Below are 15,686 nucleotides of genomic sequence, written 5' to 3'. Positions count from 1 at the left end.
ATATGAAACGACATTCGCTATTGTTTACTTTTTTCGCCTTAATAACGTTATTAAGTAATCAGCTGTTTGCCAATGGAAAAGCAAAAGAGCTTTACTGGGAAGACCTCATTCCTAAAGGCTATTCATCATCACCAGTTGAAGGGCAAGCTTCACACAATGAAAACTCTGAAGCCAACTGGGTGCAACCCGATTTAAACGCGCCTATTGTAAAAGAGCTGAATAATACCATGGTGACATTACCTGGTTTTGTGGTGCCACTTGAGGGTGATGATGAAGTGATCACCGAGTTTTTATTAGTACCATATTTTGGTGCCTGTATTCATGTACCACCACCGCCACCAAATCAGATAGTGCACGTAACCTTTAAAGATGGCGTACCGATTGAAAGCCTTTACGATGCCATTTCTGTTACAGGTAAAATGAAAACCGAAAGCTGGGAAGGCGAGCTAGCAAAGGTAGGTTATCGTATCGAAGGTGTAGGCGTTGCGCCATTTGACCTTTAAATACATCTAAACAAAAAAGGCGCTGCGGCGCCTTCTATTTCTGACAATTTTTACAATACACTGTACTGCGTTGTCCTTGACGAATTTCCATTAGTGGCTCTTTGCAGGTTACACACGGCTCACCTTTACGCCCATACACCAATAACTTCTGTGCAAAATAGCCTGGCTTTCCATCGGTTTGGGCAAAGTCTTTGAGTGTTGTGCCACCCTGTTCAATGGCATCCGCTAATGTTTGCTTTACGATAGGCACTAATTGTTGGTAACGCTTTTTAGAGATCTTACCTGCCGCGCGCTTAGGGTGAATACCCGCTTTAAATAAAGATTCATTGGCATAAATATTACCCACTCCTACAACCACGCTGTTATCCATTAAAAACTGTTTTATTGCAGTTTGCTTTTGTCGTGATTTTTCATAGAGGTAGTCAGCATCAAATTCGTCTTTTAATGGCTCAGGACCCAATTTTAGTAAGCTGCTATGAATTTCACCCGCTGCTTGCCACAAACAAGCGCCAAAACGACGTGGATCATTCAGACGGAGTACTTTGCCATTTTCGAGCTCTATTTCGATATGATCATGCTTTTTGAGTGGTACAGAATTATCGACTACCCGCAGATTCCCCGACATGCCTAAGTGCAAAATCACACTACCTGCATCCACACTAATCATTAGGTATTTTGCACGGCGGCTAATGTCTATTATTACGTTACCTTCAAGTTGATAAACGTCGTCTGGTACCGGCCAACGCAATTGCGCTTGATGCACGCGCACTTGTTTCACCGTTTGCTTGAGCATATGTGGCGAAATGCCTAAACGGCTTACTTCAACTTCTGGTAATTCAGGCATAAAAAACTCTAAAACTCCGTGGTAGGAAATAACTGATTGCAGGTTTGTTTATCTAATTTTAAACGACGCGCTTGATTATCATCAACAAAACACCCACCTGGCGTAGTAAATACGTCAAACACCAAACTGCGATCATAACCTGCAATGAAAAGTTCCACGCTTGCGAGCGCCGAGGACTTTTCATCAACTATCGGCATCATCTCACCGCTTGCTTGTCGCCAATTTAAATCAAGCAATTCAACATCAATATTTAACTGCTTATTAGTGCGCCAACTCGTACCAATTCGCTCAATTTTAAAGTCGCTGTATTGATAGGTCAGCACTGCGCTATTGGGTGGTAACAGTGATTGCGTAGCCTCATCATCAGACGTCGAGATAATCTTATGATGCAGTCCATTAAACAAAAAAATCATAATTAACATGGCAAAAATAATGACATTATTCCAGCCGGTTCGTCCAAGCCTAATCATTTCGATCCAAAACGAGTCTATTTCAGTATTACTAAGTTTATCTGAAACAAGCAGTTTTAGCATGCTTATAAGTAATACCAAATGAGTAATTTCTGTCGCTGTTAAAAGGTTATTTTTTTGCTAAACTATGCGCCAAAATTTAAGGAGTTCCGTCCATGGCAATGTATGTAGTGGGTCATAAGATCCCTGATTCAGATTCTATCTGCGGTGCAATTGCACTTGCATATTTAAAGAATCAAATTGGTGAAGCAGCAATCGCAACACGTTTAGGCGATGTATCACCTGAAACTCAGTTCATTTTAGACACATTTGGTTTTGAAGCACCTGAGCTTAAAATGAGCTACGCAGGTGAAGAGGTTTACATTGTAGACCACACTGAAAAAACCCAAGCACCAGATGACATTGATGAAGCAACGGTTGTTGGTGTTGTTGACCACCACAAACTGGGCGATTTAACAACGTCTACACCTCTTGAGTGTTGGATCCGCCCTGTAGGCTGTTCAAATACCATCATTAAGATGATGTATGATTTCTATGGTGTTGAAATTCCAAAGAACATCGCAGGTCTTATGTTAGGTGCAATCCTATCTGATACTGTTATCTTTAAGTCACCAACTTGTACTACTGCTGATATCAAGTGTGTTGAAGTACTTGCTGAAATCGCAGGTATCGAAGACTACAAAGCATTCGGCATGGAAATGTTTAAAGTAAAATCAGCGGTTGAAGGCACACCAGCTCGTGACCTAGTTATGCGTGATTTTAAAGACTTCAACATGAACGGTAACCTTGTAGGTATCGGTCAGTTAGAAGTTATCGACCTAGCGGTATTCGACGGCATCAAAGCAGATCTTGAAGCTGACATTGCAAAGCTAAAAGAAGAAGGTGGTCGTCATTCTGTATTCTTACTACTTACAGACATCATGAAAGAAGGTTCACAAATGCTAATCGCGTCTGATGACGAAGGCATTGTTGAGCGTGCTTACGGTGTTGCGCCAGAGCAAAGCCGCGTTTGGTTAGATGGTGTACTAAGCCGTAAGAAGCAAGTAGTGCCACCGCTACAAGATGCATTTGCTTAATTTAAGCTTTAGCAAAAAAAGGCGCGTTTAGCGCCTTTTTTAATGCTTAAGATAAAGCGCCATTTCGCTATGCAAGCCCTCATTTAAGCTCTATGCTTATATAAATTCAATTAGTTAAGTTTGTGATGCCATTAATAGTATTTTTGTTTTGTGTTTTATTTGCAGCTGCGCTTGATGCGACAGAGACAGAGCAAGCAACACAGCAAAATATTAGCGCTCACATTCAAAAGCAAAGTAACTTAACATTCTCCAATTACGAAAATCGCATTGAACAGCTTTCGCTTAAACACAATCAAGACAACCTTGAGATGCTGGCCGCGCTGAATCAGTTCAATGAACAAAATCCAACAAATAATTTAAACGAACTCGCCTACTTATTAAGTTACCGCTGCTATCTTGAACTGGTGAATAACCAACAAGATGCCTACCAACAAACAGAACAAAGTTTACTGGCACTGACTATCAGCTCAGCCTCAGAACCCGCTATTTCTGCAGCGACCAGCTTTTGTAAATCTTGGCGCTATTATTTTGAAAAAGATGCTAAGCAATACGATCTCTACATTGAGCAATCATTTAACTATGCACTCAATGCACCAACACCTGTGCTTAAATACTGGATTGCCATCAGCTTTGCCATGATGGCGCAAGATACAGGCAGGCACTCGGCGGCAATTGAGGCAGCAAAATTAGCAATGACCATTGCTAACGTTAATAAAGACAATTACCGAGAAGCCACCAGTAGAGCAATTATCGCAATTTCAGAAGCAGAGCTAGGTTTTTTTGACGACGCTCTGATAAATAACCAATGGGCGATTGATTGGTATAAAAGTGTTGACCAACAAAATGCCATTTTAGGTCTGTATCAAAATAGAGGGTTTATTCTGAATAGCCAAGGTAATACAGCACAAGCAAAAGCCATTTACCTAGACGCTATTGAACAGGCTAAAAAGCTGGACAACCAAGATGCAATTCACGAAATTTACAGCAATTTAGCTGCAATTGCCTTTACTGAAGGCGACCTTGCGCTTTCAAATGACTACGCAGAAAAGACACTGCAATATGCACAACAAAGTGACTATCAAACCCTCGCTGCGCACGCCTACTCAATTATGGCGATTAATAATGTTTATTTAAATCAGCTCGACCTAGCTCAAGAGTACTTCGATAAAGGCAATAGCTATTTTGAAGAGTATAAAATGATTAGCTTGTTGGCAGATAACTATAAATCTTGGTCGGAAGCGATGGCCAGCATTGAAAATTTTGAAGCGGCATATAAAGCACAGCTGCGCTACAAAGAACTGAGTGATAAAATATTTAACACCGAACGCGAAAGCCGCATGCTACGCATTAAAGAGCTTTACGAGGTGGCCCAAAAAGATCAAGAAATTGAGCAACTAGCGTTTGATAATCAGCGCAAAAATACTGAAATTGAAAACAAGTCATTGCAAAAACGAATATGGGTATTAAGTGCTGTTATCACTTTGTTGGCCTTTATTATTTTGTCGTTTTTTTATCGCAAGCTAAATACATCCAATAAAAAGCTAACCAAACACAATACTAAGCTCAATGAAGAACGCTTTATCGATCCGCTTACCCAAGGTTTAAACCGTCGCTTTTTTGAAGTACAACAGCGCGAGCGTATGCTAAATGTACCTGAAGTTAGCTTTAGCTTATTCGCCCTTGATATTGACCACTTTAAGTCACTCAACGATACCTATGGCCACGCCTGTGGCGACCAGGTACTGAAACAATTTTGCCAGCGCATTCGGCAATCCATTCGCCAGCAAGATAATCTGATTCGCATGGGTGGTGAAGAGTTTTTACTGGTGATTGAAAATAGCAACCTAGAAGCTGATGCTCAACTCATAAAAAAATTACTCACTATTACTAATTCAGAACCCATTACATTTGAGCTACATAACATTTCAATTTCGGTATCGATTGGCGCTGCTTCTAACGTCAATATTTATGATGAGACAACATTAGACTTTGCCCTAGAACTTGCAGATCAAGCGTTATACAAAGCAAAGCAGGCGGGACGAAATCAAGGGGAACTATTAGATTTGTATCAAATCAACCTAGCAAGTGTGATTAATAACTACGATATGATTGTTAGTAAGACGGTTACCCGTCGCCCACAATAATAAAAAATGAGCTGAAAGCTACTTAAATCTCAAGCAACATTCAAGTAAATACTTGATGATGCCTATTTACAATTAGAACCACTAAACAGCAAAACTTTTGTCCTGTCATCAACGCAGCTTTACAACTTAAAAATAAAACGCTTACGTAAGTGAATGGGTATTACTAAATTAAGTTGACTTAAAATTCAGACAATAAAAAACCCGAGATAAACTCGGGTTTTTTTAATTCTTTCAGCAAATCACAATTACTTGATTTTTGCTTCTTTGAAAATCACGTGTTTACGTACTTTTGGATCGTACTTTTTGATTTCCATTTTTTCAGGCATGTTACGCTTGTTTTTGTCGGTAGTGTAGAAATAACCAGTACCAGCAGTAGAAACTAAACGGATCTTATCACGCATGACTCAAGCTCCTTATACTTTTTCGCCGCGAGCACGGATATCAACTAATACCGCGTCGATGCCTTTCTTATCGATAATACGCATACCTTTAGTAGTAGTACGTAATGTAACGAAACGCTTTTCGCTTTCAACCCAAAAACGGTGAGTTTGTAGGTTAGGTAAAAAACGACGCTTAGTCGCATTGCGAGCGTGTGAACGGTGGTTACCTACCGCTGGACGCTTACCTGTAACTTGACAGACTTTAGACATGTCTATTTATCTCCAATAACTTCGCTCGAGCTAAATCATTTCTTCCGAGGTTTGTGTACGTTTCTGCCCCGGAATTAATCAAAGGGCGCTCTTTATACAGCAAATACAGGCTAAGATCAAGAAACCCGATCTTTAGTTCAGCTCATGTGTAAATTTTATAGCGGCTAATTATAGTGATCTCTTGCCCCGAGGGAAAGTAAAACTTGCTTTTATTTTCACTATTTCCGCGAATTAAGCAAAACAGCCTGTTTTTTCGAGTTTTCTTTTTACAAATAGAGCTAAATTAGCCAACTAATTTCATAAGCAAAAGCACAAAGTGACGATAAATTTTCTCACTTTGTGTCAAAGTTTTTAATTAAGCTTACTCTTGCACTAACACTTCTTGTCCTGATGTGAGTCTTTCGGCGCCTCTGGTCGCAACTTTATCGCCTAATTTTAATTGCTCCAATGTTACAGGACGCACTTCAACTTTACTGCCTTGCCCTTGGCCAACTTCCACGGCAACTTGTTGTGCTTTATTGTCATCTTGTATTTTTACAACATGAACACCTGCTTTTCGTAAAATAAGCGCATCACGCTCAACTAATAAGCTTGGTTGTGTTTTTTCAATATTAAAATCAACATCAACAAGTTGGCCACTGGCCCAACTCATTTTATTGTTTGCACTCAGCTTAGCGCGCACTTCAAATGTCTGCGAGCGCGAATCTGTGGCTGGAATAACTGCGCTTACCGTTGCCTTACCGGTTTGCAAATTATCAAAGCTGCCGCTACTTAAGCTAACGTTTTGGCCAACCGCTGCATATGCCAAGTACTTTACCGGTGCATAAAAACGTACTTCCAAGTTATTGATATCAATAAAATGCACCAACTTATCGGCACGGCTTGCATCACTGCCAGCTAATAAAAAGCGTTTGCTGACTATGCCGTCAAATGGTGCAACTACAGTTGCTCGCGCCATGCGGTCTTCAATTTGTTTCAGCTTCACTTTTGCCAGCTCAATATCGGTGAGTGCTAAGTCATGCTGACTTTGTACTAAATCAACTTGGTTTGCCGCAGCACTGCTGGTCTTAGCTAATTTTTTTAGCCGCTCAAGCTCTTGGCGTTGATAAGTTAAATTAACTTCAGCACGCTTAATCATAATGCGCTGCTCTGCCGCTTCTAATTCAAGCGGTAGCATTTCAATTCGCGCTATCACATCACCTTGCTTTATCATGGCGCCTGGCTCTGCAACAAAACTAAGCTTACCCGCGGTGCCAACGGTTAAATCAACATCGCCTTTACCTCTTAAGGTACCGTTCAAAGCCACGGTTTGAACAAGTGGCGCTTGCTCAACCAATTTAACCGCAACCGTTGGCAAGGCATATAAAGGTGCAACCAACAGCGATGAAGCAACTAACAGCGTATTTAATGGTTTATTCATCTTGGTATCCCTTATTTATTAGCAACCAGGTCTAATTGTGTTTTGTCGTTTTTAGTATTTGCTTGTTTTAATTGCGGTGGCGTTTGTTTACCTAGTAGTAATAAACTTGGCATTAAAATTAAGGTAAACATGGCACTAATTGCCATGCCGCCAACAATTACTGTCGCCAGTCCACGATAAATCTCCGAGCCAACACCCGGCATTATCATCAGTGGCAACATGCCAAATAAACTGGTTAAGGTACTTAAGTAAACCGGTCTTGCACGAATAAGTACTGCATTTTCAACCGCTTCACGACGTGATAAACCACCACGTTCGCCTTGGCGAGTTTGATCTACTAATAAAATCGCATTGTTTACAACCAGCCCGAGTAAAATAATAAAGCCAATCATGGTCAATAAATCGAGTGACTGAAAACTCACAACGTTAAGTGCCGCTAGCGCCAATATGCCGCCTGCTGCGGCCAGAGGCATAACTAACAACACCAACAGGCTATCGCGAGCCGATTTAAACAGCGCCGTCATCAACAAAAATAAAATAAATAGCGCCAGCACAAAGTTGTAGGCCATTTCTTCAATTGCTGAATTCATTTTTTGCGCATTACCCGCCAAAATCGCGTTCGCTGAACGAGGTAAATTTTCACGCACAACAGGCATCACTTGTTCAGTAAGTATTTTTTGCGCCTGCTGTAAACTCATATCGTTTGGCGGTGTAATTTGAATACTAACAGTACGGTAGCCATTTACACGGCGTAATTGAGATGGTCCAACGGTTCGCTCAATAGTGGCTAGCTCACCCAGCGTTTGCACACCAGCCAATGGTGTTGTGATAGGTAAACTCGCTAGCTCTTCGGGGCTTTGCCATGGATTAGCGCGTAAAATTACGTTCATGCGTTCGTTACCGTCAAAGTATTCGCTAATAAACATACCGCTGGTAAAGGCTTGCACCGCACTTGCAACATCACGGCGTGTTAAACCCGCTTGCGTAATGCGTCTATCATTTGGCGTGAGTCGCAATTCAGGCTCAGCCATATTAAGAGAAGGTTGCGGCTGCGCCATTGCTTCTGGCATAGCTTTTTTCACTTCAGCCAGTGCTAGTTGCGCAGTAGACATCAATTGCTCCATATCAGAGCCCTGCAAGTCGATGCTTAAAGTGCGGCCGTTGCCCCCATTTGCTACTTGGATCATCGAGCCTCTAAATAAAAAGACTTGGGTATCGGGTAGCTCTACAAATATTTCCTCACGAGCAACTTGCATTAACTCTTCTACGCGCTGAGCGTCGGCAGAATAAATAAAGCCACCCGCATTTGAACCAAACACATAGAAATTAAAATCTTTAATTGCAGGTGATTTCTCACCTAAGTAATAAGGCATTAAGCGCTGTTTTACTTTCTCAGCCAGCTCCTCTTCCATGTAGTCAATATTGGCACCAGCTGGTGTTACTAAACTATAAAAGAAGCCATCAGTTGGTGCGCGCGGCATAAAGTCAGTTTGCGGCACTAAGGTATATGTCACCAGCAACGCGCCACCTAACAATCCTACCACCCAAGAAACTTGCTTAGTACGAGTGCTAGTCAGTCGCATAATTAAATTAGTTAATCTACGCCAGTAGGCGTGAAATTGATCGTCGTTATTTTCATTGCTGAGTAAATATTTACTGGCAATAGGAATAATACTGATAGCACTAATTAATGAGGCAATTACCGCAATAGAAAGCGTTAACGCTAAATCTGAAAAGAGCTGACCTTCAATACCCGCCATAAATAAAATTGGTAGGAAAATCGCCACACTGGTTGCGGTTGAGGCAAATAGCGCACCACTTACTTGCACTGCGCCTTTTAACACGGCTTGCTTTCGTGCCATACCTGCTTGCATTAATCGCGTGATATTTTCTTGCACAATAATCGCAGCATCAAGCACTAAACCTACAGCAAACGCCAATCCTGCCAACGACACCACATTTAAACTGCGGTTAAAAATACTTAGCGCTAAAAAAGCCACCATTAACGACACCGGAATTGTCGATGCAATAATTAACGTTGTACGCCAACCTCTGAAAAACAACCACAAAATGCCGCAGGCCAATAGCACGCCTAGGCCAAGGTTACTTTTTACCAACTGTAATGCGTTACGAATATGCACAGATGCGTCGTAGCTTAATTCAATCGCTAAGCCTTCTCGGGCTAATATACCTTCGTTTAACTCTTTAATTGTGGCATTCAGCTCATCAAGTACTGCAACAGTATTCGATTCATTGGCACGGGTAAGCGTAATGTAATAAGCAGGTTTACCATTTCGCAGCGTCATTGCACGGCGGTCTGTTACGGTATTTTCAATTTTCGCTACATCGCCTAAGAAAATAGCACGCTCACCTGAATAGCCAATGCGCATCTGCGCCATATTATCTAAATCATATTGCCCAGTGAAGCGTACGGTATATTGGCGACGGCCAACATCGGCAACACCTCCTGAAGTGTCAGTTGACGACGCTAAGGTTTGGCTAATTTGGCTTAAACTAATACCCAATGCGGCTGCTTTATGGGGATCAAAAGTAACGCGTAATTCACGTGGCCTTTCACTCGCCAAGTTAACAAACGCAACTCCAGGGATTTTAGCCAAACGCGGTTGAATTAATTCATCAATTTGTTTTTGATAACGCGCCATATCGAGATGGCCACTACTTTGTGTTGGTACCACCAACAAGGTTGCCGCTGTAGGCCCACCGGAGCCAGGCCCTGCATTACCACCTGCAGTAACAATTGGGTCCATGGCATCTAAAGGCAAAGGCGGTGCTTGGTTTAAGCTGTTTAGCACATTTAGCATCGCCTCTTGCATATCGCTACCAACAGCAAAGGTTAAATTAATAAAACCCTGCCCTTGGTTAATTTGCGTATTTACCTCAAGCGCACCAGGCGTGTTTTTTACCGCATTTTCTAACGGCTCGATGATCACAGACTCGATTTCTTCTGGGGCAGCTTGGCGCCAACCTGAAATAATCGTGATTTGTGGTTGCTCGATGTCGGGGGTTAATTGGATAGGTAGTTTAAAGATACTAATTGTGCCAAACAGCATAATTAGCACTAAAATCACCAGCACGCAGGCTGGGTTTTTTAAGGAACTTCGTGTGATATTCATAATGATAATACAGGGGTATAACTAGGTGTAGTCTAGTTGTTTGTACCATCATTGCTAGTTGTAAATTGTGTTTAAATATTTCGAAAAGTTGAACACACAAAGAGCCAAGATAAATGACATAGTAACAAACTAAATCATCTAAAAATTCGTTTTATTATATGATTTAGTTTGACACAGTATCGATTGGTAATAGCTTATCTTTACCCCATTCGCTCCAACTGCCATCGTACACTTTCACATTATCAAACCCCGCAACCTCGGCGGCTAATGCTAAAATACACGCGGTTACACCGGATCCACAACTAAATATAAACTCTTTGGGTGCAGGAACAAGTTCGTTAAAAACTTGTTTGAGTGTCGCTTTATCTAACAACCCACCTTGTTCGAGCAAGCTGGCGTAATGCAAGTTAAGCGAGTTTGGAATGTGTCCACTACGCATCCCTTCACGCGGCTCTGCTTCTTGTCCGCTAAAACGGCCATAACCTCTCGCATCAACAATTTGAATATCGTCATTGTTAATTGCATTCAATACATAGTGCTTATCAACAAATAGTTGCTTATCTTGCTGAACTTTAAAATTACCTTTCACTGCTGGTATCGCGTAACTTTCAACAACGTCAAAACCCTGTTGCTGCCATGCAGGTAAGCCGCCACGTAAAATAGCAACATTATCAAAGCCCATGGTTTTAAACATAAACCAAGCGCGCGCCGCAGAGAACAAACCTTGCTTATCATATACAACCAAATGCGAATCTTGATTAATTCCTAACTGCTGTATTTTATCTTCAAAAACGTGCGCACTCGGCATGGTATTAGGTGATGCTGAGGTTACATCTGCAATACATTTACTAAAATCAAAACGTATTGTTCCTGGGATCACGCCACAACTTTGATCTTTTGATTTATTTACCGGGTTATCCATACTGGCATCAAGAACAACTAAGTTAGTGTCATCGAGGTGTTGCTTTAACCAAGTACAATCCACTTGAAAATCAGTGTTATCAAATACTGAATTAGTCATTACAAACTCAACCCTTTTACTTGTACTAAATCAAAATCAGCAAGTTCTGGTACTAGCTGCTGTAGCTTGTCTTCAGTTTCATTTAAAGTGCGTAAACAACCGCAATATTGATTCGCTTTTTGTTCGAGTTGCACAACTTTCTTTTGTAATGACTTATCAATTTCGCTGGCGATAATATCAATACGCTCACCCATGCCTGTGATTTTCTGCTCGATATTGCCTTCATTTGATTCAAATGCATCACCAAGCGCAACTAAAATAGCGCCGAGCGAACCATGCACAGCAGAGTGAATTTTTTGACTGATTTCTTTTTCAAAAAAATCATCTAATTTAGAAAGGGATTGGGGTGCGATATAGAAAAAGTCATCACCCGCTTTAAACTTATCTTTTAGGGCAATTTCAACGTACTTTAGTTGGTCTTTTAATACTTCTGGCTCTTTATCGGTAAAGCCTGTAACCACTTGTTCAATTGCTGACAAGCCTAAATTAACACCGTCGGTAGCAAGTTTAACCAGTTCAGGTACCGTACTGCGCAACCCTTTACTGTATTCTTTTAAAACTTGCATCTCTTCATCGTTAAGCTCAACCCAACGGCCGCGAATAAACAACTGAGTGTCGTTATTTATCTGCACATTGGTTTGCCCTTTATCAACAATGCGAATGACATCATCGGTAATAATTAAGCCATGTCCAAGCTCAACATCACATAATTCATCAGCCAACGATGCATTTGAAAACAGTAAGCTTGTAATCAAAAAGACCCAAAATCGCACCAACTTCATAACAATTCTACCCCAAAGATAACCCAACAAGATTATCAAACTAACGAGGTAGATACCAAATCATTTCGCATAGCGCATTAAACGTAAGTGCACATCTGAGGTTTTGCTTCTTAGGTTTGTTTTACCGCTATAAAAAGCCACGGCCCATGCTTGAGTAATACTGCCAACACCGCTTGTATTGGTCCAATAGTTTTGCGCCAACGTTGCTGGGAATACAACGTTATTAATTGCCGCATCAACGCACTGGCGTTCAACAAGCGAACTTAACTCTTTAACATTCGGCAACTGCCAATCGTCAAAGCCAGCGTATTGGTAATCTGCTGCAACTAGCAAGGCTTGTTGCCAAGTTAACTGCTCAGTGCCACCGGTGCAGGTGTTATTAGTCGCATCCCACGCTTGGCCAATGCTGCAACGCATCCACATCAGGCCAGTTAAATTATCAACCGCGGTGCCATCTGCATTTACCGTAAATTGTGCTGTTGGTGACGTACTAGGAATATTGCCAACACATACTTGCGCATTAGCAGAGCATGCAAAAACAGTCGTAGCTACAATAATCGATAATTTACTAAAAATACGCATAGTACCCTCTTTATTAATCATCATTACTGGTGTCTCGCACTAAACGTATGTAGCCAAGATTTTGTTTAGGATAACCAATGTCTTTACCTGAAAACATATCAATCGCCCAAGCAAATGCGCTTTGCCCACCTTCAGCGCTGGTTTGCATTGTCCAATACGGAAGTACACCATCAATTGCGAGTGTTGCCGAGTGCGGGAAAAAATCAGAGATCAGCACACTGCCCGAGCCCTGCTGACCGAAATGCAGTAGCGAGCTTAGCTCACTATGGGTTGGCACTCGCCAATTATTACCGCCACAATAATTAATCTCATTAACCTCTGTTACATACTGGTCAAGACCACAATTAACCGTACTTGGGCAAGAAACTTGTGCGGGCGCCTCTACCCCAGCAAAACCACCATTATTAACCGTTGTTAAATACCAACTATAAGTATTTTGTGCCTCGCGCAGTTGCGTATTAGGCAATGTACCACTACTGGGCTGCTTAACTTCCCAAATTAGCCCTGAAATATTATCTCTTACACAGCTAAAGTTAATGGCATTGTCTGCCAACTCTCCAGCAAACTGATCAAGCTTGGTGAAATCAAATGCCTCAGGGCCGCTGCCAACTTTATCAAGTAAGCCGGCGTGAATATCGCGGCCAAGCGCTGCGTCCTGCCTTGGGAATTCAGTTGAAACGCAGTTAATTAACTCTTTGCTGTTATCAAAACAGCGATTCATTCCGCTATCGTTAATTAAGCCAAGAGCTTTTGGCTCTGCAAGTACCTGTGTTTGTGCACTGTCAGTGCGATTGGCACTATCAGTTACCGTTAGCTCAAATATAAGGCTTTCAGGAGCATCAACATCTGGCACTATAAATTGAGTTTTGCACACATCGCTATTATCGAGTGTAACTGTTACTCCTGATTGCTGAACCCAATTACAGCGAAAGCTGGCGTCAACACTGGTTGAAGCACTTGCATCTAAGGTAACAGTGGAAAATTCTTGCGCGCTTTGGTTTGCGCCGGCATTGGCAAAAATTAGCTGATTACTTTTTTGTAAGGTTAGCGCTAACTCGTTAGATTGCTGACCGTCTTCATCGTCAGTGATGGTTAAACTAAACGTTACCTCGTCATTTTGTTCAAGTAATGGATGTGTAAATGTTAAATCAGCAGATGATTTATCGGCAATGGTAATTGCCGTTCCTGCAACTTGTTGCCACAAATAACTGACTAATTGACCATTTTCATCTGGATCAAATGAGCTACTGCTAGACAATACAATGGTATCGCCATATTGTGACGGTAAGCTTGTTGGCGCAGTTTGCTTAATTGAAACAACGGGTAATAAATTAACTGAGTTAATCGACACCACCAAGTTATCACTTACCGTACGGTTATCTGGGGCAACATATTCAACAGATAACTCAATTGTTTGATCTTGCTTTACATCGGGCGCGATAATTTCTTGCTTTGCTCCCTCCAGTGGAAAACCTTCTATTTGCGGCCCACTTAACTGTCGCCAAGTAAACGTACCACCTTCAGGGCTTGCAACCGCATTAACTGAAAACGTAAGTTTTTCATCGAGTGCAATATCACTTCCGGCATTAACAGACAAAGGCGCGCTGGTATTGTCATCGTTAGATGAATCTGAGCCGCCACCGCACCCCAATACTAACATGGCACTTAAGCAAGTGAGCAACACGGAACGCTGTTTTCCTATGGTCATAAATAACACCTAATCAAAAGTCGTTTTCTAAAATATAAAAATTTAATGCAAAAAAGCAGCCATAATTTTTCAACTATGACTGCTTTTTTAGAAATAAAATAATCGTTCTGAGCTACATGTAACTTTCTTGATGAACACGCACAAACAGTTTTGTACCTACCTTTGAGTAATCAACTTTATACTCTCGGCCATCCAGTGCTTGTAAAAAAAGGAGCTGTTTTTCCTCACCAAATACATCTTGCGAGCCTATTTGAACAACCTCTAAATAACGCTCTTTAGCTTCTCGGCGGTTGCGCGGCAGGCTTTCTTTGAAAGGCTGTAAACCAAAAGCTGTCACTCTAATCTTAGGATGGCCATCCCCATTAACAATCACTAAATCAAATTTTTTTTCTTTATGAATTATGGTGTTGCGACCACTTTTCACATATGCTCTGTCATCTGTCATGTTCAGCCTTTCCGATTTACACAACGCAAACCTTAATGACTTTAAATTCAAAAATTTGCGCTTATAACTATCTTTCTACTTGATGTTACTATATTTTTCTATCGTTTTCTCGGGATCTCGCAACCAGTGTTGCAATAAATTCACAAATTCATCTGCTGGGCGATCAAAGTAATTATAGGATATCAAAAAATGATAGCCATAAAGCTCGTTAAAATGCTCAAGACGATGGCTCATCATGGCGAGTAAACCATTGGATTCAAACTTATCTTGATACTGATTCGCCTCAATTAGCCAATCATCCGGCACATTACCTAACGGCCATTTAACTTTAATGCCTGCAATTAGCCAGTTGCGCTGCTCCATAATTAGCTTAAGTGCCAACCTTGGTGGCATACGCTTAATTAGTGGCGCGATCGACTTAAGCCGTAACCCCAAGCACGAAAGCTCAATGAACTGGTTATCATTTGCAATGCTGACTTGCCCTACTTCAGCGATATTATCGCGAGAAATACGCACTTTGCCGTAGCGATGATAAAACACTAAACCATTGTTGCTCAATACTAAATTATAGCGTGGTTCTGATAATTTAAAATATCCGATAAACATTGCAAACAAGGCGCCAATCACTACCGCCACATCAAAAATAGAGATGGGTTCTGGCTTTAATTTAACGAACAATAGTACCAGCACCAGCACAATGCTACCGGCAACCAAAAACTCGCCACCGAACTTATGCGCCGACGCAGCTATTTTTAAACGTTTTGCCATTAGCCCCACACACTAAAATATAAACATGCCATTAAAACACCCCAAATTAATGCTGCTCTTAGCTGTTTGCAATATGGGCAATTTTTACTTTTATTTTTCATAAATTCTACGTACTCACGGAAAAAAACACGTTTAATTC

Annotated in this window: 15 protein-coding genes; 3 read left to right on the top strand and 12 right to left on the bottom strand. The window is 41.3% G+C overall.

Features of this window, described 5'->3' with window-relative positions; all coding sequences use genetic code 11:
• Nucleotides 1-2: 2 nt before the first annotated feature.
• Nucleotides 3-503 (top strand): DUF3299 domain-containing protein, encoded by a 501-nt coding sequence (locus tag L1068_RS18765; RefSeq protein ID WP_237131437.1) that lies wholly within the window; start codon nucleotides 3-5, stop codon nucleotides 501-503.
• A gap of 34 nt (nucleotides 504-537) precedes the next feature.
• On the opposite strand, the gene mutM is transcribed toward L1068_RS18765, so the two are convergent.
• Both mutM and L1068_RS18755 read right to left on the bottom strand, forming a co-directional pair.
• Nucleotides 538-1,347, bottom strand: a complete 810-nt coding sequence (mutM, locus tag L1068_RS18760) for a bifunctional DNA-formamidopyrimidine glycosylase/DNA-(apurinic or apyrimidinic site) lyase (RefSeq protein ID WP_237131436.1) — start codon at nucleotides 1,345-1,347, stop codon at nucleotides 538-540.
• 8 nt (nucleotides 1,348-1,355) lie between these two features.
• The gene (locus L1068_RS18755; RefSeq protein WP_237131435.1) at nucleotides 1,356-1,817 is read right to left on the bottom strand and encodes a hypothetical protein; all 462 of its coding nucleotides are present in this window, start codon (nucleotides 1,815-1,817) and stop codon (nucleotides 1,356-1,358) included.
• Between the two features lie 155 nt (nucleotides 1,818-1,972).
• Here L1068_RS18755 and L1068_RS18750 point away from each other — a divergent pair, with 155 nt between their 5' ends.
• Together L1068_RS18750 and L1068_RS18745 are read left to right on the top strand one after the other, a co-directional pair.
• A complete protein-coding gene (locus tag L1068_RS18750) occupies nucleotides 1,973-2,893 on the top strand; it encodes a manganese-dependent inorganic pyrophosphatase (protein ID WP_237131434.1) in 921 nt (306 codons plus the stop codon).
• A gap of 125 nt (nucleotides 2,894-3,018) precedes the next feature.
• Nucleotides 3,019-5,037 carry a diguanylate cyclase gene (locus L1068_RS18745; protein ID WP_237131448.1) on the top strand — a complete coding sequence of 673 codons (2,019 nt, stop codon included), beginning with the start codon at nucleotides 3,019-3,021 and terminating at the stop codon, nucleotides 5,035-5,037.
• A gap of 245 nt (nucleotides 5,038-5,282) precedes the next feature.
• On the opposite strand, the gene rpmG is transcribed toward L1068_RS18745, so the two are convergent.
• The 10 genes from rpmG to L1068_RS18695 all read right to left on the bottom strand — a co-directional run bounded on the left by rpmG (nucleotide 5,283) and on the right by L1068_RS18695 (nucleotide 15,547).
• A complete protein-coding gene (rpmG, locus tag L1068_RS18740) occupies nucleotides 5,283-5,438 on the bottom strand; it encodes a 50S ribosomal protein L33 (RefSeq protein ID WP_005493124.1) in 156 nt (51 codons plus the stop codon).
• 12 nt (nucleotides 5,439-5,450) lie between these two features.
• On the bottom strand, nucleotides 5,451-5,687 hold the full coding sequence (gene rpmB, locus L1068_RS18735; RefSeq protein ID WP_010562023.1) for a 50S ribosomal protein L28: 237 nt from the start codon (nucleotides 5,685-5,687) through the stop codon (nucleotides 5,451-5,453).
• A gap of 361 nt (nucleotides 5,688-6,048) precedes the next feature.
• Nucleotides 6,049-7,107, bottom strand: a complete 1,059-nt coding sequence (locus tag L1068_RS18730) for an efflux RND transporter periplasmic adaptor subunit (RefSeq protein ID WP_237131433.1) — start codon at nucleotides 7,105-7,107, stop codon at nucleotides 6,049-6,051.
• A gap of 11 nt (nucleotides 7,108-7,118) precedes the next feature.
• Entirely contained in the window at nucleotides 7,119-10,241 is a 3,123-nt protein-coding gene (locus L1068_RS18725) for an efflux RND transporter permease subunit (protein ID WP_237131432.1), read from the bottom strand.
• 163 nt (nucleotides 10,242-10,404) lie between these two features.
• The gene (locus L1068_RS18720) at nucleotides 10,405-11,262 is read right to left on the bottom strand and encodes a sulfurtransferase (protein WP_237131431.1); all 858 of its coding nucleotides are present in this window, start codon (nucleotides 11,260-11,262) and stop codon (nucleotides 10,405-10,407) included.
• Complete coding sequence (locus tag L1068_RS18715) at nucleotides 11,262-12,044, bottom strand: YggN family protein (protein WP_010562027.1); 783 nt, start codon at nucleotides 12,042-12,044, stop codon at nucleotides 11,262-11,264. The genes L1068_RS18720 and L1068_RS18715 overlap by 1 nt, the downstream gene beginning before the upstream one ends.
• A gap of 60 nt (nucleotides 12,045-12,104) precedes the next feature.
• On the bottom strand, nucleotides 12,105-12,626 hold the full coding sequence (locus tag L1068_RS18710) for a DUF1566 domain-containing protein (RefSeq protein WP_237131430.1): 522 nt from the start codon (nucleotides 12,624-12,626) through the stop codon (nucleotides 12,105-12,107).
• Nucleotides 12,627-12,639: 13 nt separating this feature from the next.
• On the bottom strand, nucleotides 12,640-14,334 hold the full coding sequence (locus L1068_RS18705) for a DUF1566 domain-containing protein (protein ID WP_237131429.1): 1,695 nt from the start codon (nucleotides 14,332-14,334) through the stop codon (nucleotides 12,640-12,642).
• A 112-nt stretch (nucleotides 14,335-14,446) separates the two neighbouring features.
• Nucleotides 14,447-14,779: a hypothetical protein gene (locus tag L1068_RS18700; protein WP_237131428.1), complete on the bottom strand. Its 333-nt coding sequence runs from the start codon at nucleotides 14,777-14,779 to the stop codon at nucleotides 14,447-14,449.
• Between the two features lie 75 nt (nucleotides 14,780-14,854).
• On the bottom strand, nucleotides 14,855-15,547 hold the full coding sequence (locus tag L1068_RS18695) for a DUF2982 domain-containing protein (RefSeq protein ID WP_054980556.1): 693 nt from the start codon (nucleotides 15,545-15,547) through the stop codon (nucleotides 14,855-14,857).
• Nucleotides 15,548-15,686: the final 139 nt, after the last annotated feature.

The sequence above is a fragment of the Pseudoalteromonas sp. MMG024 genome, from assembly GCF_021654175.1.
GTDB lineage: Bacteria > Pseudomonadota > Gammaproteobacteria > Enterobacterales > Alteromonadaceae > Pseudoalteromonas.
Note: the sequence above shows the minus strand (reverse complement) of the source record. Positions and strands in the feature narration are given on the sequence as shown.

Coding starts and splice junctions, on each gene's coding strand:
- L1068_RS18765 (WP_237131437.1), top strand. CDS start 3: ATGAAACGACATTCGCTATTGTTTACTTTTTTCGCCTTAATAACGTTA.
- mutM (WP_237131436.1), bottom strand. CDS start 1,347: ATGCCTGAATTACCAGAAGTTGAAGTAAGCCGTTTAGGCATTTCGCCA.
- L1068_RS18755 (WP_237131435.1), bottom strand. CDS start 1,817: ATGATTAGGCTTGGACGAACCGGCTGGAATAATGTCATTATTTTTGCC.
- L1068_RS18750 (WP_237131434.1), top strand. CDS start 1,973: ATGGCAATGTATGTAGTGGGTCATAAGATCCCTGATTCAGATTCTATC.
- L1068_RS18745 (WP_237131448.1), top strand. CDS start 3,019: ATGCCATTAATAGTATTTTTGTTTTGTGTTTTATTTGCAGCTGCGCTT.
- rpmG (WP_005493124.1), bottom strand. CDS start 5,438: ATGCGTGATAAGATCCGTTTAGTTTCTACTGCTGGTACTGGTTATTTC.
- rpmB (WP_010562023.1), bottom strand. CDS start 5,687: ATGTCTAAAGTCTGTCAAGTTACAGGTAAGCGTCCAGCGGTAGGTAAC.
- L1068_RS18730 (WP_237131433.1), bottom strand. CDS start 7,107: ATGAATAAACCATTAAATACGCTGTTAGTTGCTTCATCGCTGTTGGTT.
- L1068_RS18725 (WP_237131432.1), bottom strand. CDS start 10,241: ATGAATATCACACGAAGTTCCTTAAAAAACCCAGCCTGCGTGCTGGTG.
- L1068_RS18720 (WP_237131431.1), bottom strand. CDS start 11,262: ATGACTAATTCAGTATTTGATAACACTGATTTTCAAGTGGATTGTACT.
- L1068_RS18715 (WP_010562027.1), bottom strand. CDS start 12,044: ATGAAGTTGGTGCGATTTTGGGTCTTTTTGATTACAAGCTTACTGTTT.
- L1068_RS18710 (WP_237131430.1), bottom strand. CDS start 12,626: ATGCGTATTTTTAGTAAATTATCGATTATTGTAGCTACGACTGTTTTT.
- L1068_RS18705 (WP_237131429.1), bottom strand. CDS start 14,334: ATGACCATAGGAAAACAGCGTTCCGTGTTGCTCACTTGCTTAAGTGCC.
- L1068_RS18700 (WP_237131428.1), bottom strand. CDS start 14,779: ATGACAGATGACAGAGCATATGTGAAAAGTGGTCGCAACACCATAATT.
- L1068_RS18695 (WP_054980556.1), bottom strand. CDS start 15,547: ATGGCAAAACGTTTAAAAATAGCTGCGTCGGCGCATAAGTTCGGTGGC.